At 66.2% G+C, this 20,510-nt stretch carries 17 protein-coding genes; 3 read left to right on the forward strand and 14 right to left on the reverse strand.

All coding sequences use genetic code 11. From position 1 onward, the window contains the following. Positions 1 to 186: 186 nt before the first annotated feature. A complete protein-coding gene (locus VFW04_04350; GenBank protein HEX5178536.1) occupies positions 187 to 1,371 on the forward strand; it encodes an AI-2E family transporter in 1,185 nt (394 codons plus the stop codon). Then, positions 1,372 to 3,543 carry a discoidin domain-containing protein gene (locus VFW04_04355; GenBank protein ID HEX5178537.1) on the forward strand — a complete coding sequence of 724 codons (2,172 nt, stop codon included), beginning with the start codon at positions 1,372 to 1,374 and terminating at the stop codon, positions 3,541 to 3,543. Here VFW04_04355 and VFW04_04360 read toward each other — a convergent pair. The 8 genes from VFW04_04360 to VFW04_04395 all read right to left on the reverse strand — a co-directional run bounded on the left by VFW04_04360 (position 3,540) and on the right by VFW04_04395 (position 13,084). Further along, positions 3,540 to 4,568 carry a hypothetical protein gene (locus VFW04_04360; GenBank protein ID HEX5178538.1) on the reverse strand — a complete coding sequence of 343 codons (1,029 nt, stop codon included), beginning with the start codon at positions 4,566 to 4,568 and terminating at the stop codon, positions 3,540 to 3,542. The genes VFW04_04355 and VFW04_04360 overlap by 4 nt on opposite strands. A 3-nt stretch (positions 4,569 to 4,571) precedes the next feature. Then, positions 4,572 to 5,825, reverse strand: coding sequence for a universal stress protein (locus tag VFW04_04365; protein HEX5178539.1), 1,254 nt, complete (start codon positions 5,823 to 5,825; stop codon positions 4,572 to 4,574). A gap of 5 nt (positions 5,826 to 5,830) precedes the next feature. Continuing rightward, the gene (gene kdpC, locus VFW04_04370) at positions 5,831 to 6,433 is read right to left on the reverse strand and encodes a potassium-transporting ATPase subunit KdpC (GenBank protein ID HEX5178540.1); all 603 of its coding nucleotides are present in this window, start codon (positions 6,431 to 6,433) and stop codon (positions 5,831 to 5,833) included. A 2-nt stretch (positions 6,434 to 6,435) separates the two neighbouring features. Continuing rightward, positions 6,436 to 8,553 carry a potassium-transporting ATPase subunit KdpB gene (kdpB, locus tag VFW04_04375; GenBank protein ID HEX5178541.1) on the reverse strand — a complete coding sequence of 706 codons (2,118 nt, stop codon included), beginning with the start codon at positions 8,551 to 8,553 and terminating at the stop codon, positions 6,436 to 6,438. 1 nt (position 8,554) lies between these two features. Next, positions 8,555 to 10,270: a potassium-transporting ATPase subunit KdpA gene (gene kdpA / locus VFW04_04380; protein ID HEX5178542.1), complete on the reverse strand. Its 1,716-nt coding sequence runs from the start codon at positions 10,268 to 10,270 to the stop codon at positions 8,555 to 8,557. A gap of 1 nt (position 10,271) precedes the next feature. After that, on the reverse strand, positions 10,272 to 10,361 hold the full coding sequence (gene kdpF, locus VFW04_04385) for a K(+)-transporting ATPase subunit F (protein ID HEX5178543.1): 90 nt from the start codon (positions 10,359 to 10,361) through the stop codon (positions 10,272 to 10,274). 283 nt (positions 10,362 to 10,644) lie between these two features. Next, a complete protein-coding gene (locus VFW04_04390; protein HEX5178544.1) occupies positions 10,645 to 12,315 on the reverse strand; it encodes an ATP-binding protein in 1,671 nt (556 codons plus the stop codon). Further along, positions 12,305 to 13,084 carry a response regulator transcription factor gene (locus VFW04_04395; protein ID HEX5178545.1) on the reverse strand — a complete coding sequence of 260 codons (780 nt, stop codon included), beginning with the start codon at positions 13,082 to 13,084 and terminating at the stop codon, positions 12,305 to 12,307. The genes VFW04_04390 and VFW04_04395 overlap by 11 nt, the downstream gene beginning before the upstream one ends. Before the next feature lie 631 nt (positions 13,085 to 13,715). On the opposite strand from VFW04_04395, the gene VFW04_04400 reads away from it, so the two are divergent. Beyond that, entirely contained in the window at positions 13,716 to 14,147 is a 432-nt protein-coding gene (locus tag VFW04_04400) for a YidB family protein (GenBank protein HEX5178546.1), read from the forward strand. A 1,243-nt stretch (positions 14,148 to 15,390) separates the two neighbouring features. Here the strand turns inward: VFW04_04400 and VFW04_04405 are convergent. From VFW04_04405 to VFW04_04430, 6 genes are all read right to left on the reverse strand, one after another. Continuing rightward, positions 15,391 to 15,828, reverse strand: coding sequence for a DUF1810 domain-containing protein (locus VFW04_04405; GenBank protein ID HEX5178547.1), 438 nt, complete (start codon positions 15,826 to 15,828; stop codon positions 15,391 to 15,393). 272 nt (positions 15,829 to 16,100) lie between these two features. Further along, positions 16,101 to 16,709 carry a transposase gene (locus tag VFW04_04410; protein HEX5178548.1) on the reverse strand — a complete coding sequence of 203 codons (609 nt, stop codon included), beginning with the start codon at positions 16,707 to 16,709 and terminating at the stop codon, positions 16,101 to 16,103. Positions 16,710 to 16,766: 57 nt separating this feature from the next. Next, complete coding sequence (locus VFW04_04415; protein HEX5178549.1) at positions 16,767 to 17,570, reverse strand: hypothetical protein; 804 nt, start codon at positions 17,568 to 17,570, stop codon at positions 16,767 to 16,769. Positions 17,571 to 17,688: 118 nt separating this feature from the next. Next, positions 17,689 to 18,444, reverse strand: a complete 756-nt coding sequence (locus tag VFW04_04420) for a class I SAM-dependent methyltransferase (GenBank protein ID HEX5178550.1) — start codon at positions 18,442 to 18,444, stop codon at positions 17,689 to 17,691. Positions 18,445 to 19,244: 800 nt separating this feature from the next. Next, positions 19,245 to 19,676, reverse strand: a complete 432-nt coding sequence (locus VFW04_04425) for a hypothetical protein (GenBank protein HEX5178551.1) — start codon at positions 19,674 to 19,676, stop codon at positions 19,245 to 19,247. 356 nt (positions 19,677 to 20,032) lie between these two features. After that, positions 20,033 to 20,329: a restriction endonuclease gene (locus VFW04_04430; protein HEX5178552.1), complete on the reverse strand. Its 297-nt coding sequence runs from the start codon at positions 20,327 to 20,329 to the stop codon at positions 20,033 to 20,035. Positions 20,330 to 20,510 lie beyond the last annotated feature (181 nt).

The following is a 20,510-nucleotide window of genomic DNA, read 5'->3' on the forward strand; positions in this document are numbered from 1 at the left end:
CCGACACGGACATTATGCGTCACGCCTGGCGCGCGCCAGCCCGCGCGACTCGCGTACGGCGCATCGGTCTCTTTGCGCGATGAATTGCGCACGACCGCCGATCAATCCAGCTTCAGATGAGCGCGTCGGCCGCGAACCCGCGCTCGCTCGCCCCGATGCCGGGCACCACGGCAGGAGTCGAACCCGATGACGCACAACAAAACGCCGGTCGCTCCCTCGAGCGAGACACCCACCGGCGAAGTCGAGCGACTGAGCGGCCACCATCTCCGCCGCGCCGAAGATGATGTGGTGCGCCATCCGACACTCAGCGCGCTCGAACGCGCGATGGGCAGCCTCCATACGCGCTCGCTCGAGCTCACGATTCTCTGCGTGCTCAGCGTACTCTACACGCTGTATCTGGCGCGCGAGGTCGTCGTCCCGGTCGTGTTCGCGGTGCTGCTCAAGCTGTTCTTCGGCCCGGTGATGCGCGCGCTCCGTAAGGCACACATTCCGGATCCCGTCGGCGCCGCGCTCGTGATTCTGCTTCTCCTCTCGGTGGTCGGCGTCGGGGGCTATGCGATTGCGGGACAGGCGCAGGACTGGATCGAGAAAGCGCCGCGCGCCATGGCCGTGGTCGGCTCCAAGTTCAAGAAGGTCCGCCAGCCCATGGAACGCGTGACGCGGTCCGCCGAGCAGATGGAGAGCGCGACGGGCGTGTCCGATGGATCGCCCGGCCGCGAGGTGATCGTGCGGGGTCCAACGCTGCTCTCGCGGGTGTTCGGCACGACGACGAGCCTCGTCGTCGGGCTGCTGGAGGTGATCGTCCTGCTCTTCTTCCTCCTCGCGGGCGGCGAGCTGTTTCTCCAGAAGCTCGTCAAGGTCTTGCCTAACTTGCCCGACAAGAAGCGGGCGGTGACCATCGCGCGCGAGACGGAGGCGTCGATCTCCACGTATCTCTCGACGATCCTGCTCATCAACGTCTCCGAGGGCATCGTGGTCGCCCTCATCATGGCGCTGCTCGGGATGCCGAACCCGGTGCTCTGGGGCGTGCTCGCGGCGCTGCTCGAGTTCATCCCGTATCTGGGCGCCGGCACGATGATCGCGATCCTGGCGATCGCCGGACTGACGACGTTCAACAGCGTCGGACACGCGATGCTCGCGCCCGCCGGATTCTTCATCGTGTCGCTCATCCAGTCGAACTTCGTGAGCCCGCCGCTGTTAGGCCGGCGGCTCACGCTCAATCCCGTGGCCATCTTCGTCGGACTCGCGGTCTGGTTCTTCATCTGGGGCGTCCCGGGCGCGTTCATGGCCGTGCCGCTCCTCGCGGCGACCAAGATCTTCTGCGACCACACCGAGGCGCTCGCCCCCATCGGCGAATTCCTCGGCAAGTAGGTGCTGGCTAACGGGCTAACGCTATGGTTGGGCAGCGTCGCGGTCGCGCTGGCCGCGGCGACCCCGGCCGCCGCGCAGGGACCGCGCGACACCCTCACCGTGCGCATCGATGCCGCGGCCGGACCCGTCGCCTCGTTCGACCCCCGCACCGCCCTCGGCGCCGGACTCGACGGCCATCGCCTCGGCGACATCGCCAAGCTCTATACCCCGCAAAACCTGCGCGCCATGTCGAGCGCCGGCTTCGGCGTCGTCACGTACCGGTTGCGCACCGAGCTCGCAAACGATGCCTGGCACTGGAACCCGGCCGGCCGCTGGAGCGATGCAGCACACGCCCGGGGCTACTGGACGTCCGATACAGCGTTAGGCGCGTCGATCGTCACCTCGCGCGGCTATCGGCTGCCCAGACGCGGCAACACGGTCGACCAGGCCGACAACCGCGGCTATTCGCGCATCGACGACGGCGATACTGCCACCTTCTGGAAGAGCGATCCGTACCTCGACAGCGCCTACACCGGCGACCCCGAGGCGGCACACCCGCAATGGGTCATTCTCGACCTGGGCCGCATCGAGCGCGTGGATGCGATTCGCATCGACTGGGCCACGCCGTTCGCGACGACCTACGAAGTGCAGTACTGGAGCGGCGAGCTGCCCGGATCGGGGCTCGACGAAAACCCGGACGGCGCCTGGCGCCGGTTTCCGTTAGGCGCGGTGACCCGCGGCGGCGGCGGACGCGACCAGCGCCGCCTGAGCGAAGCGCCCGTCCGCACACGCTTCGTGCGCCTCTGGCTCCGCGCCGGCTCACACACCGCCCCGCCCGACTCGCACGACCGGCGCGACGCGCTCGGCTACGCGATCCGCGAGATTTCGTTAGGCACGCTCCGGCCCGACGGAAGCCTCGCCGACCGCGTGCGCCATGCCGCGGATCACGATGGCCAGACCGTGATCGCCGTATCGTCGACCGATCCCTGGCATCGCGCGTCCGACATCGATCCGGCGCTCGAGCAGCCCGGCCTCGACCTCGTCTTCACGAGCGGCCTCACGCACGATCGCGCGCCGCTCATCCCCGTAGCCGTCCTGTTCGGTACGCCCGAGGACGCAGCCGCCGAGGTGACGTATCTGCGGCGACGCCGCTATCCGCTCGACCGCGTCGAGATCGGCGAGGAACCGGATGGACAGTACGTGTCGCCCGATGACTACGGCGCGCTCTACGTACAGTGGGTGCGTGCGCTCCGCCGAGCGGATCCGTCCATTCGGACGGGCGGCCCGTCGTGGCAGTCCACGTCCACCGATCTCATGATGGCCTGGCGCGAGGACCCGGACGAGCGCCCATGGCTCACGCGTTTTCTCGACTATCTGCGCGACCACCGCGCGGCATCGTCGCTCCACTTCTTCTCGTTCGAGTGGTATCCGTTCGACTCGATCTGCGAGCCGTCCGCGCCCCAGCTCGCCGCGGCGCCGGGCCTGCTCGACTCCGCGCTCGCCAAGCTCGACGCCGATGGCCTCCCGTTAGGCGTCCCGCGCATCATTGCCGAATACGGCTATTCGGCGTTCGCCGGCCGGGCCGAGGTGGATCGCGCCGGCGCGCTGCTCGACGCCGATGCCGCCGCACACTTTCTGACGCGGGGCGGCGCGCAAGCCTACCTGTACGGTTGGGAACCGTCACCCCTCGACGAGAACGACCAGTGCCATTCATGGGGCAACAACACGATGTTCGTGTCCGATGCCGCACGCCGCATCATCGACACGACGGCCACTTATTTCGCCGCGCGCATGTTGACCAACGAGTGGTTGTTGCCGGCGCCGATGCAACGGGTGTATCGCGCGACGGTGAGTCGGCACGGAGCCCACGGCGCGGCGCTCGTCACCGCGTACGCTGCCAAGCGATCCGATGGACGCTGGTCGGTTCTTCTCGTGAACATGGATCCCAAACGCAGTTGGGCGGCAGCGATCCGCATGGACGATGGCGCCACTCGGCCGACGACATGGACGCTGATCCAATTCGGCGCCGCGAGCTACGTCTGGCACGCGCGCGGCGCGCGCGGGCTTCCTCGCCCGGATGGACCGTTCATCCGACGGAGGCTGGATGGCGACGGGTTCATCCCGCTGCCTCCCTGGTCCTTGAGCGTGGTCCGGTGGCCCGAACCGACGCGAGAGCGGCCGCCGCGATCCTAACGCGCCGCGGCGCGCAGCGGGCGCTCGGCCGGGAAGTCGATGGTCGTCCGCTCGGGATCTTGCGTTAGGCGCGCGTGCTGCGCGGCGAGCAGCCGCCGTGCAAGCCGCACATCGAGCGACGCCGGTCCCTCGGAACGCGCGTGCGTGATCTCGACTGCCACACGCCCGTCCGCGCGCTCGCCTGCCCGCACCGCCACATCGGCCGCCGCCGACGCGCTTGCGATCGCGGCGCACACCAAGGTAGTGATCGCCTCCTGCGCCAAGGTCGCATCCGCCAGTACCCGCGGCGCCCGATCGGATATGTCGACATGCAGCTGTACGCTCGCCGATGTGGCCCGGGATTGCGCGATGGCTAACGCAGGCCGCATGAGCTCGGCGAGTCCGATCGGTTGAATCATGGGCGCGAGCGCGCCGCGGTCGAGCTCCACCAGCTTGCGCAGGCGTCGCAGCGCCACGTCAGCCGAGTCGATGGCCGATTGGGCGGCGCTCAGCATCTCTTCCTGGTTTTCGTTGAGCGCGCCGAAAGGACTGGACAGCAGAATGTGCAACGGGAGTCGCGCGTCCGCGATGCGTGCGCTCATCACGCCCGTGATGTCGCCGATGAGAACCGCGTATTCGTCGGCGCGCGCCCCGGCCGCGCGCGCACGGCGCGTTCCGTCATCTTCGGCGGCCGCCACGGCCGTCGCGAGACGCTGCGTGCGGGCCTCGATCAGGTCGAGCTCATCGGCGCGCGTCGCGCCCTCGACGGGTCTCGCGTTCGGCGCGACCGTCTCGCGTCGTTGGAATGCCGGCGCCGCGAGGCGCTCGATGCGCGCGGCGACCTGTCGCGTACTGACCCAGGCGACGATGATGGTCGCAACGATCGCCGCGATCGCAATCCACAGCACGGACATCGGCGCTGCGCGCGGCTTGCCGGCCCAGACGAGGGCGGCGATCGCGAGCAGCCCGAGGATCGATGGCGCCACGGCGAGGGCCAACCGATGGCCGACCCTCATGTCGGCATCCCCGCCGCCAGCGTTAGGCATGTGTTATTCATCGTCGACGCTACCAGTAGATGCCGGTTCCTCGAACGAGACGACGAGCACGTCGAGACCGTGAGCCGCCTCGACGAGCGTGTCGACTACCGACCCGTGGCGGATGCGGTGCCACCAGGATCGCGTGCTCTTCCCGACGATCAGCAGCGACACCCGGCGCTCGCGCGCGAACCGCAAAATCGCCCCGGCCACGTCGTCCCCCTCCAGCTTCACCACCTCGGCCCCCATGGCCTGCGCCATCTGGATGTTGTCCACGAGGCGGCGCTGCACCGACGCATCGATGCGGTCGGCGCGTTCGTCAGGCGTCTGGACGTAGACACAGTACCAGTCGGAGTTGAGCCGCCCGGCGATGCGGCTCGCCTTACGCAGTAAGGCAGCCGTGCGCGGCGGATTGCTCGACATCGCCACCATGATGCGATCCGCGGTCGGTGCGCCTGCGGCGCGTCCGCCCTCTTCGCGCCGCACGATGTCTTCGCGCACGCGGTCCACCGAGCTCGCGACCTCGCGCAAGGCAAGCTCGCGCAGTGTGGTCAGGTTCTCTTCGGTGAAGAAGTTTTCGAGCGCCGCCGGAATGCGCTCGCGCCCGTAGATCTTGCCTTCCACCAACCGCTGTCTCAAGTCTTCGGCCGAGAGGTCGATGTTCACCACCTGGTCCGCGCGCGCCACCACCCAATCGGGCACCGTCTCGCGCACCAGTACGCCTAACGTCCGTTGGACCACGTTGTTGAGCGACTCGAGATGCTGGACGTTGACGGCGGTGATCACGTTGATGCCGGCATCGAGCAGTTCGAGCACATCTTCCCACCGCTTGCAATGGCTGGAGCCGGGCACGTTGGTGTGCGCGAGCTCGTCCACGATGGCGACGTCGGGATGGCGTGCCGCGACGCCATCCACGTCCATCTCTTCGAGCACCACGCCGCGGTACGCGATTTGGCGCCGCGGCACCACCTCGAGGTCGCCGATGAGCGCCGCCGTGTCGGCGCGGCCGTGCGCCTCCACGAAGCCCACGACGACGTCGACGCCCCGGCGGCGGAGATCGTGCGCCTCCTGTAGCATACGATAGGACTTGCCGACGCCGGCTGCCGAGCCGATGTACACCTTGAGACGCCCGCGCTTGCGTTGCCGCACGAGCGTGAGAAACTCCGCCGCGCCAATCGCCTCGGCAGGCGCGTGTGGAGTCGTCGGACTCTCGCGGTCGGGCACCAAGTTCGCCTCTCGCTCCGCATCCACGTGGTCGGTCTCCGGCACGTCGCCTAACGCATTGCAGCCGGTGGGGCGGCAGTGCCCAGCCGGTCCAATGCGCGGTTCAGCCGCAGCACGTTCACGCGGCGCTCGCCCAACACACCGAATTGACGACCTTGCGTGTACCGGTCCACGAGCCCCTGCACCGCGCCGGCATCCATCCCGCGCGCCTGTGCCACGCGCTCGACCTGCAGCCGCGCGTTGGCCGGCGAGATGTCGGGATCGAGCCCCGAGCCCGACGACGTCACCATGTCCGACGGGATCTCGCCGCGCGCGCCGCCATCGTCGTGCACCACCGTGTCGATCGCGTCGGCGATCAACGTGTCCGCGAGCTTGGCGCTCGTGGGTCCGAGGTTCGTGCCCCCGGACAGCGTGTCGTCGTAGCCCGCGCCGGCCGCCGACGGACGCGGATGAAAATACTTGGCAGCGGTGAAGCCCTGCCCGATGAGCGTGCTGCCGATCACCGTTCCATTCGACGTGACGAGCGAACCGGCCGCCTGCCGCGGAAAGAGCAGCTGAGCGAGACCGGTGACGATGCCCGGATAGATGAGCCCCGTGAGCACGCACAGCACGAGCGTGAGCACGATCGCCGGGCGCAGTTGATGGCGAAGCATGGTTAGGCCAGGTGCAGGAGGACGATCAGCATGTCGATGAGCTTGATGCCGACGAACGGCACAACCAGACCGCCCACGCCGTAGACCCACAGGTTGCGCCGCAGGATCATCGCCGCCGGCGCCGGGCGATAACGCACGCCTCTCAAGGCCAGCGGGATGAGCGCGATGATGATGAGCGCGTTGAAGATCACGCTCGCCAGAATCGCCGACTGCGGCGTATGCAGGCCCATGATGTTGAGCCCGTGTAGCGCAGGATATGTCGCCACGAACATCGCCGGGATGATGGCGAAATACTTGGCGACATCGTTGGCGATCGAGAACGTCGTGAGCGAGCCGCGCGTCATGAGCAGCTGCTTCCCGATCTCGACCACTTCGATGAGCTTCGTCGGGTTCGAGTCCAGGTCGATCATGTTGCCGGCTTCCTTCGCCGCCTGCGTGCCGGAGTTCATCGCCACACCGACGTCGGCCTGCGCGAGCGCCGGCGCGTCGTTGGTGCCGTCGCCGGTCATCGCCACGAGCCGGCCGCCCGCCTGCTCGCGCTTGATCAGCGCCATCTTGTCCTCGGGCGTCGCCTCGGCCAGAAAATCATCGACGCCCGCTTCGGACGCGATCGCGGCCGCGGTGAGCGGGTTGTCGCCCGTGATCATGATCGTGCGGATGCCCATCGCGCGGATGCGGTCGAAGCGCTCCTTGATGCCGCCCTTCACCACGTCCTTCAAGTAGATCACACCCAACATGTGCGCCGCGCCGTTGGCGCGCTCGGCGACGACTAACGGAGTGCCGCCGTCGCGCGCGATGCGCTCGACGATCGGCTTGAGACCCTCGGGGATGGCGCCGTGGTTCTCCTGCACCCACCGCGCAACGGCGTCGCCCGCGCCCTTGCGCACGTGCAGCGTGCCCATGTTCACGCCGCTCATGCGCGTCGACGCGGAAAATGGAACGAACTCCGCTTCGGTGGCGGCGTCGGCATCGCTCGAGCGTGCACCGCTCGGCGCGACCAGGACGCGGCGGCCGTCGGCCAGCGCGCGCCCGCGCAGCCCGAATTTCTCCTTGGCCAGGACAACGATGCTGCGTCCTTCCGGCGTCTCGTCGGGCAGCGAGGCAAGTTGGGCGCGGTCGGCGAGATGCTCGAGCGTCACGCCGCCTACGGGAATGAACTCCACGGCCTGCCTGTTGCCTAACGTAATCGTCCCGGTCTTGTCGAGCAGCAGCGTGTTCACGTCGCCCGCGGCTTCCACCGACCGCCCGCTCATCGCGATCACGTTCTGCTGGATCAGCCGGTCCATGCCCGCGATGCCGATGGCCGATAGCAGGCCGCCAATGGTGGTCGGGATGAGGCAGACCAGGAGCGCGATGAGCACCGTCACCGGCACCGACCCGCCGCTGTACATCGCGAACGGCTCCAGCGTCGCCACGGCGAACAGGAAGATGATGGTGAGGCCGGACAGCAGGATCGTGAGCGCCATCTCGTTAGGCGTCTTTTGACGTTGGGCGCCTTCCACGAGCGCGATCATGCGGTCGAGGAACGTCTCGCCGGGGTTGGCCGTGATCCGGATGATGAGAAAGTCCGAAAGCACGCGCGTGCCGCCGGTCACGGCCGACCGGTCGCCGCCCGATTCACGAATCACGGGGGCCGACTCGCCGGTGATCGCCGATTCGTCTACCGAGGCGACGCCCTCGATCACTTCGCCGTCGCCGGGGATGACATCGCCGGGCGTGCACAGGACACAATCGCCGCGGCGCAACCGCGTGGCGGGAACGGCCTCGGCTGACAGCCGGTTCGCCGGATCCTCGAGGCGCTTGGCGGTGGTCGTGGTGCGCATCGCACGCAGACTGTCGGCCTGCGCCTTCCCGCGGCCCTCGGCCATGGCCTCGGCGAAATTCGCGAAGACGACCGTGAACCACAGCCACAACGCCAGCTGGAGCGTGAAGCCAATGTGGCCGGCGTGCGCGACGATGTCGCGTACGAGCACCACCGTCGTGATGGCGCTGCCTAACAGCACGATGAACATGACCGGGTTTCGCACCATGTGGCGCAGGCTCACGGTCTTGGCAAACGCCTCGCGGATCGCGCGCGTGACGATCGGCGGGTCGAAGAGCGGACGCTTGGTGACGGCCATGTCAGAACAACCGTCCCGCGTGCATCAGGAAGTGCTCGACCACCGGGCCTAACGACAGCGCCGGAAAGAAGGTGAGCGCCCCGACGATCACGATGACGGAGATGAGAAGCGCCACGAAGAGCGGCGTCGTGACGGGGAACGTCCCCGCCGACTCGGGCACGATGCGCTTCTCGGCCAGGAAGCCGGCCATCGCCAGCATCGGCACGTGCATCGCGAACCGCCCGATCAGCGTATTGAGGCCGAGGAGCGTGTTGGAGAAGTAGGAGGTCCCCGTCAGACCGGCGAACGCGCTGCCATTGTTGGCGGCGGTCGAGCTGAACGCATACAAAATCTCGGACAGCCCGTGCGGGCCGGCGTTGTTCCGTCCCTCGAGCCCGACCGGCGTGACGGCGGCGAGCGCGGAGAGCACGAGGATCGCACCCGCGAACACGAGCACGAACAACATCGCCATCTGGACCTCTCGCGCCTCGATCTTCTTGCCCAGGTATTCGGGCGTACGTCCGACCATGAGACCGGCGAGGAACACCGTGAGGATGACCATCACGATCATTCCGTACAATCCGGCGCCGGTGCCCCCAAAGATGACTTCGCCTAACTGGATGTTCACCAACGGGACCATGCCGCCCATGGGCGTGAACGAGTCGTGCATGCTGTTCACGGCGCCGCACGACGTCGCGCTGGTCACCGTCGCGAAGAGCGCCGAGTTGACGATGCCGAACCGCACCTCCTTGCCTTCCATGTTCCCGCCGGGATTGCCAGACGACGCGACGACGTCGACGCCCTCCCTGGCATGGATCGGATTGCCGCGCGCTTCGGCGCGATAGACGGTCGTGACGCCGGCCAGGAACAGGATGTACATCGCCGCCCAGATCGCCCACCCGTGACGCTGATTGCGCGCCATGCGGCCGTACGTGTACGTGAGCGCCGACGGGATGGCGAAGATCGCCACCATCTCGAGGAGATTCGTGAGCGGCGTCGGGTTCTCGAACGGATGCGCGGAGTTGGCGTTGAAGAATCCGCCGCCGTTCGTGCCGAGCTCCTTGATCGCTTCCTGGCTCGCCACCGGCCCCATGGCGAGCACTTGCTTCACGCCTTCGACCGTGGTCGCCGTCACGTAGTGCGATACGTTCTGGATCACGCCCTGCTGCGTGAGCACGAGCGCGAGCACGAGCGACATCGGCAGCAGCAGGTACAGCGTGCCGCGCACGAGGTCTCTCCAGAAGTTGCCTAACGTACCCACCGACCGCCGCACGATGCCGCGCACGAGCGCCATGGCGAGCGCGATGCCCGTGGCCGCCGAGGCGAAGTTGTGGAACGTCAACTGCGTCATCTGCGACAGGTACGACATCGTCGTCTCGCCGCTGTACGACTGCCAATTCGTGTTCGTGGTGAACGACGCGGCGGTCTCGAACGCCTGGCGGTCGGACACCGCGGCCATCCCCTGGGGATTGAGCGGCAGGAGATGCTGCAAGCGCAGCACGGCGTACGTCAGCAGCATGGACGCCGCGCTGAAGACCAGCATCGACACGGTATAGCGCGTCCAGTGTTGGTCCTCGCGCGGGTCGATGCCCGAGACCCGATACATGACGCGCTCCACCGGACCAAGCCACGTGAGCGAGCCGTCGTACACCCGGACGATGTAGAGGCCGAGCGGCTTGGTGATGAGCAGCACGAGGATCGAAAAGATCCCGATCTGCAGCCAACCGTTGGCGGTCACGTCAGAACCGCTCCGGCCGCAGCAGCGTGTACACGAGGTACACCAGCACGCCCAAAGCGACCACGCCGGCGATGAGCATCTCGGCGGTCATGGCGACTGCTCGTCGGCATCGTGCCGCGCGCCTAACGACTCGCAGGCGCGCACGTACAGCATCATCAGCGCGAAGAACGCGATCGTGCCGGCCACGTACAGCAGATCCCGCATGTGCGTCGATTCCCAGTCATTCCGTCGTGCGAACCTGCTGCGCGGCGGACGGACCTGGCCGCGCGAACGTACACTAGTCGACCGGACGTCAACGCGGCGTCAAAAACCGACGGCGCGATGCCTAAAAAAAAGGTCAATATGGTGGGGTGGTCCGGAAGCGGGCCGGGCGCTCACGAGCGAGGCGAGATTTCCTCGTGCGGTGCTGCCGGCGCAGTCACCGGCGTCAGGTCGTCCACCGCGGGCAGGCGAAGCGAGAACACGCTCCCGCCGCCGGGCCGCGCCTCGAACCGCACGTCCCCGCCCTGCGCCTCGGCCAGGCCGCGCGCGATCGTTAGGCCGAGGCCCGAGCCGCCGATGTCCGCCGGTACGCCCGGCGGCCGGTAGAACGGCTCGAAGATCCGCTCGCGCTCCGCTTCGGGCACGCCGGGCCCGCGGTCGGACACGCGGAACACCAGCATCGAGCCCTCGCGCGCCACGTCCAGCCCGACCGCCGTCCCGGGCGCGCCGTATTTGAGCGCGTTCTCGACCAGGTTGCCTAACGCCCGCAGCGCGTGCACGAAGTCGAACCGCCCGAGCAGCATGGGACCGTGCACACCCCCGGCCGCGCCGGCACGGACGAGGATCTCGCGCCCGTGCTGGACACCGGCCACGCGCTGCCGCACCGCGCCGATCAAATCCTCGGCCGCGTTGACTTCGGGACGCAGCACCAGGGCGCCGCCCATCAGACGCGACAGATCGAGCAGATCGCCGACCACGCGGCCCAACCGGTCGGCCTCCTCTTGGATGGAGGTCGCGCGCGCGTCGCCTGCGCGCGCCCCTTCTTCCTCGATCGCGCCGGCGAGCACCTTGATCGTCGTCAGCGGGGTGCGGAGGTCGTGCGACACCGCGGCGAGCAGCGCGTTCTTGAGCCGGTCGGCTTCGCGCAGCGCCTCGGCGTGCGCGGCCTCGTCCGTTAGGCGGAGGCGCTCGACGCCCAACGCGGCGTAGTAGGCCAGCGCGTCGAGAAACTGCCGCTGGTCCACGCGCAGCGCAATCGACGGCGACCCCGCCGCGCGCAGCACACCCACCGTGCGCTCCCGTACGCGGAGCGGGAGCAACAGCGTCCGCACGCCGCCGCCGACCAGCCAGAACGCGCTCAACGCCGGACCGGACTGCGCGACCGCCTGCGCGGGCGCCACGTGCGTGAGTCCATCCACTCGGACCATCGCCGGCAGCCCGTGCGCGCCCACCCACGCCGCGAGCGAGACGTCATCCTCCGGCGCCGCGTCCGCGCAGCCGTCGCCGGCGTGCGCCACACGCTCGAGCGGCACGCGCTCGGGCGCACGGTCCTCCTCCGCCGAGCCGCGGCGCAGATAAATCTCGCAGCAGCCGAGTGCCAGCGCCGACTGGATCACCTCGGCGATCGCGTGCAGCGCCTCGTCGGCTCGGGCGGCGTGCAGCGCCTCCGCGCCTAACGCAGCCAGGCGCTCCACCTCCGCCGCGTGCCGGCGCGCGGCCTCCGCCCGCTCCTGCGCGCGGCTCAACAGCTGCGTCGCCACCACGCTCGTGAGCAGGAACGCCACCAGCACCAGCCAGTCGAGTGGATTGGCGACGACGACGGTCCCGTACGGCGGCAGGAACAGGTAGTCGAACAGCAGGAACGCGACCACCGCCAACACCAGCCCGACCGCCCGGCCGCCGGCCGCGCTGCCGCCCAGCACCACGAGCAGAAACACGAGCGCCACGTGCGCCTTGTCCAACGACGACCGGACAGCCAGCATCGCGGCGGCCGACACCGCCAGCGCCACCGCCGCGATCAGCCACGTCCGCAGCCGCGCGCCGCCTAACTGGTTAGGCATCATCGCGCACGACGTCCCGCGTCAGGCGGTACCCGACCCCGGGCTCGGTGAGGATGAACGACGGCTCGTACGGATCGCGCTCGAGCTTGCGCCGCAGATGCGCGACGTACACGCGCAGATAGTGCGCCGTGTCGCCGTACGTGTCGCCCCACACCGCGTGGTACAGCTGGCGGTGCGTCACCGGCCGGTCCGCGTGGCGCACGAGCATCTCGAGCAGCGACCACTCGGTCGGCGTGAGATGTATCACCTCGCCCGTCGTGCGCCGGGTGACCACGCGCCGGGCGAGATCGATCTCGAGAGCGCCGCCGCCCACCTGAACCGGCGCATCGCCGCCCGGCACGCGCGGCATGCGCGCGCGGCGTAGCTGCGCCCGCACGCGCGCACGAAGCTCGGCGAGACTGAACGGCTTCGTCACGTAGTCGTCAGCCCCCGCATCGAGCAGCGCTACCTTCTCGTCTTCGGCATGACGCGCCGTGAGAACGATGATCGGCGCGGTCGACCACCTCCTCAGGGCGCGCACCACCTCGAGCCCCTCCATGTCGGGCAACCCGAGGTCGACGAGCACGAGATCGGGACGCCGCGACTCCGCGCGCGACAAACCCGTCGCGCCCGATTCGGCATCGAGCATCTCGACATGATCCGACGAGAGCGCGTCGCGCACCGCCGCGCGGATCTTTGCTTCATCGTCGATGATCAACACCGAGAGCCGAGTGCCGGCGTCCACCGTCGGAGCGGCGCTGCTGTGGCGGTTAGGCATTCTGGACGAGGTCATGGTGAGCCGTCTTCGACTCAAAGGTATGGCGCGGCGTTCGCACATGCCCGGTTCACGGTCGAGGTCGCCAATGCGGATGCACCTTGCAGGCCTCTCCCGAAGCATGCACTGTCAGGTGGTTCGGTTTGACCATCCCCTCTGGAGGTGTGCATGCGCCCTCTGTCCCTCATCACCGCCGCTGTCGCTGCCGCGTGTTTCGTCGCACCGATCACGCTGAATGCGCAAGCCACAGCGACCCCCACGACCGTCACGTGTAAAGACGGCTCGACGTCGAAAGCCGGCAAAGGCGCTTGCTCGCACCATGGTGGTGTGAACAAGAGTGCGGCAACATCGTCGGCGACAACCACTCCATCGCCGGCCGCGGCTTCGGCGAGTCCCTCACCCGCTCCAGCAGCCGCCGCTGCGACGTCGCCCAAGACATCGGCGTCGACGGCCTCCGCCGGCAAGGGTGCGTCCGAGAACAACGATCCCACCGGCGCCATCGCCAAGTGCAAGGACGGACTCTATTCCCACAGCAAGCATCGCTCGGGAACGTGCTCGAGGCACGGCGGCGTCGCGCAGTGGTTGCAGCCGAAGTGACGACGCCGAAGTGACGACATTGTAGCGGACGGATTCCGTCCGGGAGGACCTTATGGGACTACTCGATAACGTGACCGGTAAAGCGAACGAGATCGAGTCCGCGATTCCGCAGGGCTCGGAGCACGCCGGTCTCATGGGACAGGTCACCGATTTCGTGCATGCGCATCCGGGAGGGCTCGGGGGTCTCGTGCAGACGCTCCGTGAGAAGGGACTCGGCGACATCGTGAATTCATGGATCTCGCGCGAGCGCAACCAGCCGATAACGGCGGCTCAGATCGAGGGTGCGTTAGGCAACGACACGGTGCAGGGGTTGGCCGCCAAGATCGGCGTGTCGACGTCGACGATTGCGACGGGACTGGCGACGGTGCTGCCGCAGGTGGTGGACAGGCTCACACCGCAGGGAACGCTGCCCGCTGCGTCCGGAACTCCGGCCTCGGTGCCGATTGAGACGCCGACGCCCCAGCCGCCGCAGGCAACAGCGTAGGGCGGACAACAGGCGGACGGTGCGGGACACGGCCGGATATTTTGCCGCAGAGGTGAGATGAGCTTTTGCCAGGCGAGCCATGCTCACGTCCGCAGCCACCGTATCCGGCCACGTCCCACGCTGGCCGCCTGTTCTCCGCCTTACGCGGTGCCCGTCCGTTGTCCGACTTCACGCATCACCTGCTCCGAACCCGCTTCGATCCCCGCGTGCTCGTCCGGTGCAACGCCTCGTTAGGGCGCGGCCGATTCGAACCCATCGCACTCCTCGCGCCACGCGAGCACTCCCGGGGAGCGTTATCCGGCTGGGGTCTACGTGACCGAGATCCGCGCGTCTAGAATGCGCCAGCTCCCGGCGAATCCAATTCTTGCCCGATCCGGCATGGCAGTGTGACGACGGGCGTATATCAGCAGGATTCCCCGTCGATGCTGCCCCAGACCACGCGATCTTCCGCGCCGCTTGACACCAGCCCAGTCATATCAAGGCCCTTACTTCAGCTGCAAGCAGACCTAACAATGCGCGCGGAGCGCGGCAAGCCAGCGGTGCTCGTCAGCTGCAAGGTTCGTTCGACCGCCGGCGCGTCACGACACGCCGGAGAGGAGAGTTCGAGCGACGTGCCAGCCGCGACGGTCGCGGACGACGAGATAGAGCTTGACTGCCGCAGAGTGGACCGCACGAATGCGCGATTGCGACGAGTGCACGCAGCTGATCCGGACTGAACGCGACTCGCGAAACGACCAAAGGACCGGCGACACCCGCGCGAAGCGTATCCTCGACCAATGTACCTCTCGCTTGGTTAGGAAAGCACGCACACAACTCGGCCGAGGTCGCATTCAGGCTGTCGAAGACCGAAAGAAGTCGGCCTCCGACATCGCTGTCGGCCTGGACGCTGCGATAGAAATCCGATGTATCGCCCAGGGCGCGCGAAAGGGAATAGCGCCATGTGCGCGAACTGATAATCCGTGAGGTCGTCCGCGTCGCAGGAAAGGAGTCGAGAGCGGCAGCGTAGACGTCGTACGTGTCGGCTCGCAGGTCGCGCGCACGATCAATCGTGCACGAGACAAGTGCTCCGACAAGCAGGATGGTAAGGAATCGTGCGTACATGGTCACTTGTGGCGGTCTAACGTTGGCTTGTGCTGCAGCGGTTTAAGCAAATGTGGCGGCGGGTCCGCCGCGAGCCTTCCGTGAAAACGGAGCGGCGGCCCCGCCGTCGCTACCGAAGTACCGCTGTCAGTACCGAGCGTCGTTATGCCGGCCCTTCCGCGGCACGCATGAGCTCCAGGCTGGTCCGATCCACCTCACCCTCGAACAACTGCCCAAGCAGCCTTGTGAACACTCCCTCGCCATCGACGTCCGCGAAGAGCGTTGCCGATGACCACAGCTTCAGGTCGTCCGGTTCGCCGAGGATCTCACGTGCTGTGCGCTCGCGATGCTGAAGGAGAGCGAGTGCGCACTCACGCAGTCGCGGACCGAGCACGGGGTGCGCCAGGTACGCGACAGCCTCTGCGCGACTCTTGATAGCGTAGCGGCGCGACAACTCAGATGTGCCGAGTCCCGCGAACTGCGGGAAAATGTACCACATCCAATGCGAGCGCTTTCTGCCGCCCCGCAACTCCTCCAGGGCGCGACGGTAGTCCGCAGCCTGCGCATAGACGAAGCGCGCGAGGTCAAACGGATCTTGCATAGTAGGAGTCAGCCTTCGAGTAGCTCGGCATAACGGCCGAGTTAAGCCGCGCACGAATAAATAGGAGCGAACGCCGCGAGCAAATCGATAACACGTTCGTCGGGTGAACGATCGTTAGGCTGCCGCCGCGTCTTCTAGCTCTGGAGAGTCGTCGGAACCGTCACACGGCGACGGATACGCTCCTGGGCCGTCTGCAGTTCGCCGACAGGGATAGCCACTCGAGGCCAGTACGCACATTGCGCCGTATAGTAGAACCGGAAGTGCTCGCGTGACTAGACGACCCGCAACAGCGTCGCCCAACGAACCAGCGTTAGCACGTCGTGCAGGTGCAATAGCCGTTGCGCTTCGGCGGCTAACACCGGCGAGAGGGCGACCGTCTGGAGCCACGTACGACCCGCCTTGCCATAGAGGTCGCTCTGCGCAAAGCAGTGATTCTCGGCCGTCAGGTGCCCGTGAATGCGATTCTTGATGCGCGTCCGCTCCCACAGCAGAAATGCTCGCCCACGAAGCAGTTGCCGGCGCCGGCGCGTGGCGAGATCCGGTACCCAAATCCTCGGCAGCAAGTTGGTGCGCCGCAATTCCGCCAACTTCCGCGCATCGATGATGTCCGTCTTCGATCGCGCCTGCCAAATCAGTTTGACTTGATAGGCGTCGGCAACCTGCGCGGTGTGCCCCGCTTCCTGGAAGCGCGCCCCGAGCCACTCCCAATACAAGGTCGCTTCCATCGCGACTGCCACCGGCTGCGGTAAGGCGCCCAGCCAATCGAGCACTGTCTCGACGGTCGTCGCGAGTTGACGCGTCTCGCCCACAACGGCCCCGTTCCCATCGAGCGCGCACGCTGTGACGTAGCGCTTCTGGAGATCCAGCCCCACGAAAGTCATCCGAGCCTCCCGCGAAAGATGCGGTGAAGTTATGCCCAACCCTGATGACTTTCATTCTCATATAGTCGCGTTAGGTAGCCGGTCGCGATCTCGACGGAGATGGAGTTCACGAGACTGGCCATCGCGGACATCAAAGCGCGTGACGTGCGTTATCCGCAACTGGTACGCATCATCATCGCCTGGGTTATCGCCCTCATACTCCTCCATATCCACCGCCCGATCCAATGGCAGATCGCTTGGCAGCTCGACATAGCCAAAGCGATCATCACGTTGGACAATGCCGCCGGCGGCCTGCGACAGATCGAGGTACTGAAGCTTCCAAGAACTATCGTCGCCCCAGATGCATCCGGCAACAAACGCGAAGGGATGATACGAGAACGGTCCTATCGGAACCTGAAGCCGTTCCTTCGGTGGTGCCCCGCCGGGAATCGGCGGCCAGCTGACATCTCGCGGCCGCAAGTCATCCGGCGTCGGCATTTGCTTCCGCACCCGAGTCGGCGGCCGGCCGGCGACGCGCACTTGGAGATCGATGTAGTAGGGGACGAAGAATTCCACCGGGCAGAACCCGGCGCTGTTCGGTTCTTCGCGGCCAATGTCGCGGCAGGAAGGAAGCTCGAGTAGGCGCGTTGCCGTGTAATGGGGGGAGTAGAGCGCGAGATCGCGGTTGCCGACGCGAAAGGGAGCGAAAGTGCGAAAGAGAGCGGGATAGTCCCGCTCGTACTCACCAACTTGGGTCTCCGATACGCCCTCGCGACGAAAAACACCGATTCGCCGCCCGGTCCATGCCCCAGGTGAGTAGTGTATTTCTTCCAGAACGCGAGCAAAGTAGGTTGGTAATTCGCCCATGACGGTCGGGGCCACCTAACGCAGAGCTAAGCGGCGAGCGACTGCTCGCCAGGCGAGAAGATGCAAGATCCACTTCCTACTCGCCAGCCACTCACAGGGCAGCCATCACGCGCTCGTCCGCTTCAGCGTTTCGTTAGGTCACGGGCGGTTTAGAGCCGACGAGCACCGGTTGGAAGAAGCGGCCGTCAATGCGCTCGATGCGCTCAAAGCCTACGGTATGCAGTAGTTCCATCACCTGCGCCGGGGCGATCGCCAGGTAGCTCGCCCTCACCAGCATCGCGGCCCCCTCCTCGCCCATCGTTGGAACGATTTCCAGCGCGACCTCGTAGCGTGGCCCGTGCCACGTCCAGACCTGTCGCACCTCGTAGTGGCGGCCGTCCCAGATCCGCTCACCGTATGGATGCACCTCGACAGTCCCCACGGGCGGCGGGGTGCCGTAGTCGCGCATCGATATCAAGCAACCGCCACCAGGCCGGACAACCCGGAACCATTCGGCGAGGGCCGCCGCGATGTCTGCCGGGGTGTCGAGGTGCGGAAGCGAGTTATCACAGGCAATTAGCACGTCCGCTGTAGCCGCGCGCACTGGGAGCGCGCGGAAGTCTGCGGCGACGCATGGGAGCTGCGCACCACGCCGGCCTGCCTCCGTCACTGCGCGTCGGACGGCCATCGGCGAGACGTCCGAGCCGGTAACGGCATAGCCCCGAGCGACCAGGCCAAGGGCCTGCGTTCCAACGCCGGCGGCCGCATCGAGCACCGCCCGCGCCTCAGGCCAGTGCTCGCTGATGATCGTAGCCAGCGCATCTCCCTGTCGCGCAATACTGGCTTCCCAATCTGCATAGATCAGGTGGTAGCGCGGCGCGAGCTCGTCGTAGAATGCGCGGACTGACATCGCCCTCCGTCGTTGGCCTAACGCCCCAGCCGAGCTGCCAAGGCATCAAATAAGGGTTTGCGGCGCAGCCGCAAACAATTCAATAGATCTTTTGTCATCTTCAGCGTTCGTTAGGCGGGCGCCACGAGGTCCACAACGTACGTGAAGTCCCGCTTTGAGTGTCCAGCGTCCCACCGCGGAAACAGCGTGCCGTCCCGAGATCGAAGCCGAGCATTGGGCGCATTCTCATAGATCGCGACGAGTTCCTCGATCGATGAGAAGAGCCGGTCTTCCCCTCGGAGCAACCGCTTCCAGACGCGACGACGTGTATCTGCTGCGCGTCGAAGCTCTGCAGCCGTCAAGTGTCGCACTTCCGCTTGTGGCTCGCACATCGCGAGGCCCGCGTAGTCCATGAGTCCGGAGTCGTGGTCGGCCTCCACGAGCGCCAAACATCGTTCGGCGGTAATGCGAACCAAGCCGCTAGCATCGCTCACGAATGGTGCGAGGGTGTAGTCGTTCTTGGCGCGAGCTCGAAGCCGCGCTTCGAAGACGACGCCGGGAAGCGCCAGAGGAATCAATTCGCCGAGGTGGTGCGTCGCGAGTTGGACAGTTGTCAACTCTGGAAAGACAATCCCCATGATGTTTGGATGTGCCGGATGTCTATGCCAGCCTAACGCAAAGCTAAGCGAGCGACGACTCGCCGGCGAGGCAATGCTGATCTTCCGCGAATCTCGCCAGGCGATCGACCCTGATGACTTCCATAAATCTCGCGCTCGTCCACTTCAGCGATTCGTTAGACTGCATGATCGCGGAGCAAACGATCACGCAAGCAGCTCCTTCAACTGGTCGACCCGGCGTTCTGGAAAGTCATGAAGCACCCAGCGTTGTCTGTACCCATCCGCGCCGTATTCGCGGAGGAGACGCTGAAGTTCAGAAAGCAAAGCGCCCGCCAACGTTCTCAGTCTGGTCTCGGCGTCAAAGATTGGTTGGTTGTCCGAGCCGGCGCCAAGGAAGCGAATACGGATGATCACGCCATCCGGCCCCTTACGAGCGAACTCCCATCTGTACTCTCCCGGCTCCTCAGCGAAAGAAGCAGTCGATTGCTCATCGCCGCAGAGCAATGCTACAACGGCTCCGACGAGATCATCGAGTGCGTCGGACAAGTAGGACGCCGTGACCGTCGCTGTCGCTTCCCCGATCGCAATAGTGCAATCAGCCCACCCGGTACCAGTGAGATCGTAGCGGAGCTTCATGAGCAAGTTGAGTCAGAGATGTAGCCTAACGCCTCAGTTAAGCAGCGGGCGCCCCATGAAATGCGAGCGCAGCGAGCTACCGCAACCGCCCGACTGCTTCAACGTTCGTTATACGGCAGGGGGAAATAGTGCCGAACGGAGGTCATCCGTGTAGTCTGGTTCGACGAGGGACATTTGCTCGCGGCCACCCTATCCGACGGTGTGCATGAACCCGACGACTTTGGGAGCCCAGTCAGGAAACGGCGCGGGCGTCAAAGACTTCTGTATCACCGCCTCTCGACCGCGCACCATATGAATGAGCGCTATTCCATGAACCCTGGCGTACTCGATCGCTCCGCTCTGGAACTCCGCGGTGCTCACGACTGCCCCCTTTGAGCGCCGACGCTGCGCATTTTCGAGTGAAGGGTTTGAATGACATCCCGCTTTATCGGGTTGCTGTGTCGTTTGCACTCGATGAGGACCGTGAACGCCAATTCTGCCGCCTCGAACCGGGCAACAACATCAATGTCGTAGTTGCCGTCGGTGCCCATTAGAACCTCGCGCCGCGACACCTCGCAGTTGGAGATGCCCGTCGCCGCCGAGCGAAACCAGGTCTCGACGTACGCCTCGAAGTCATCCGGACTCAACGTAAGCGGATCAATGTCAGATGCCACGTTGTACTCCGCGTTCAATGAATGCTTGGCTGCCGTATAACTATTACACTATGCTGCATGGTTGCGCTGTAGTGTGCCTTACGCTGCATGCTTATCCTGCGAGGTTCCTCGATTTATCGCAAGAATTCGCTGCCTAAGTACGCGCGCTCCGAACAGCCTAGCCCTCATCCCATGGCAAGGG

This window comes from Gemmatimonadaceae bacterium (assembly GCA_036273715.1).
Lineage (GTDB): Bacteria > Gemmatimonadota > Gemmatimonadetes > Gemmatimonadales > Gemmatimonadaceae > JADGGM01.

Excerpts from the sequence above, each read along its gene's own strand:
- VFW04_04425 (HEX5178551.1), bottom strand. The coding sequence starts at position 19,676 with ATGAAGCTCCGCTACGATCTCACTGGTACCGGGTGGGCTGATTGCACT.
- VFW04_04395 (HEX5178545.1), bottom strand. The coding sequence starts at position 13,084 with ATGACCTCGTCCAGAATGCCTAACCGCCACAGCAGCGCCGCTCCGACG.
- kdpB (HEX5178541.1), bottom strand. The coding sequence starts at position 8,553 with ATGGCCGTCACCAAGCGTCCGCTCTTCGACCCGCCGATCGTCACGCGC.
- VFW04_04410 (HEX5178548.1), bottom strand. The coding sequence starts at position 16,709 with ATGACTTTCGTGGGGCTGGATCTCCAGAAGCGCTACGTCACAGCGTGC.
- VFW04_04360 (HEX5178538.1), bottom strand. The coding sequence starts at position 4,568 with ATGCCTAACGCTGGCGGCGGGGATGCCGACATGAGGGTCGGCCATCGG.
- VFW04_04400 (HEX5178546.1), top strand. The coding sequence starts at position 13,716 with ATGGGACTACTCGATAACGTGACCGGTAAAGCGAACGAGATCGAGTCC.
- VFW04_04350 (HEX5178536.1), top strand. The coding sequence starts at position 187 with ATGACGCACAACAAAACGCCGGTCGCTCCCTCGAGCGAGACACCCACC.
- kdpC (HEX5178540.1), bottom strand. The coding sequence starts at position 6,433 with ATGCTTCGCCATCAACTGCGCCCGGCGATCGTGCTCACGCTCGTGCTG.
- VFW04_04420 (HEX5178550.1), bottom strand. The coding sequence starts at position 18,444 with ATGTCAGTCCGCGCATTCTACGACGAGCTCGCGCCGCGCTACCACCTG.
- VFW04_04390 (HEX5178544.1), bottom strand. The coding sequence starts at position 12,315 with ATGATGCCTAACCAGTTAGGCGGCGCGCGGCTGCGGACGTGGCTGATC.
- kdpF (HEX5178543.1), bottom strand. The coding sequence starts at position 10,361 with ATGACCGCCGAGATGCTCATCGCCGGCGTGGTCGCTTTGGGCGTGCTG.
- VFW04_04405 (HEX5178547.1), bottom strand. The coding sequence starts at position 15,828 with ATGCAAGATCCGTTTGACCTCGCGCGCTTCGTCTATGCGCAGGCTGCG.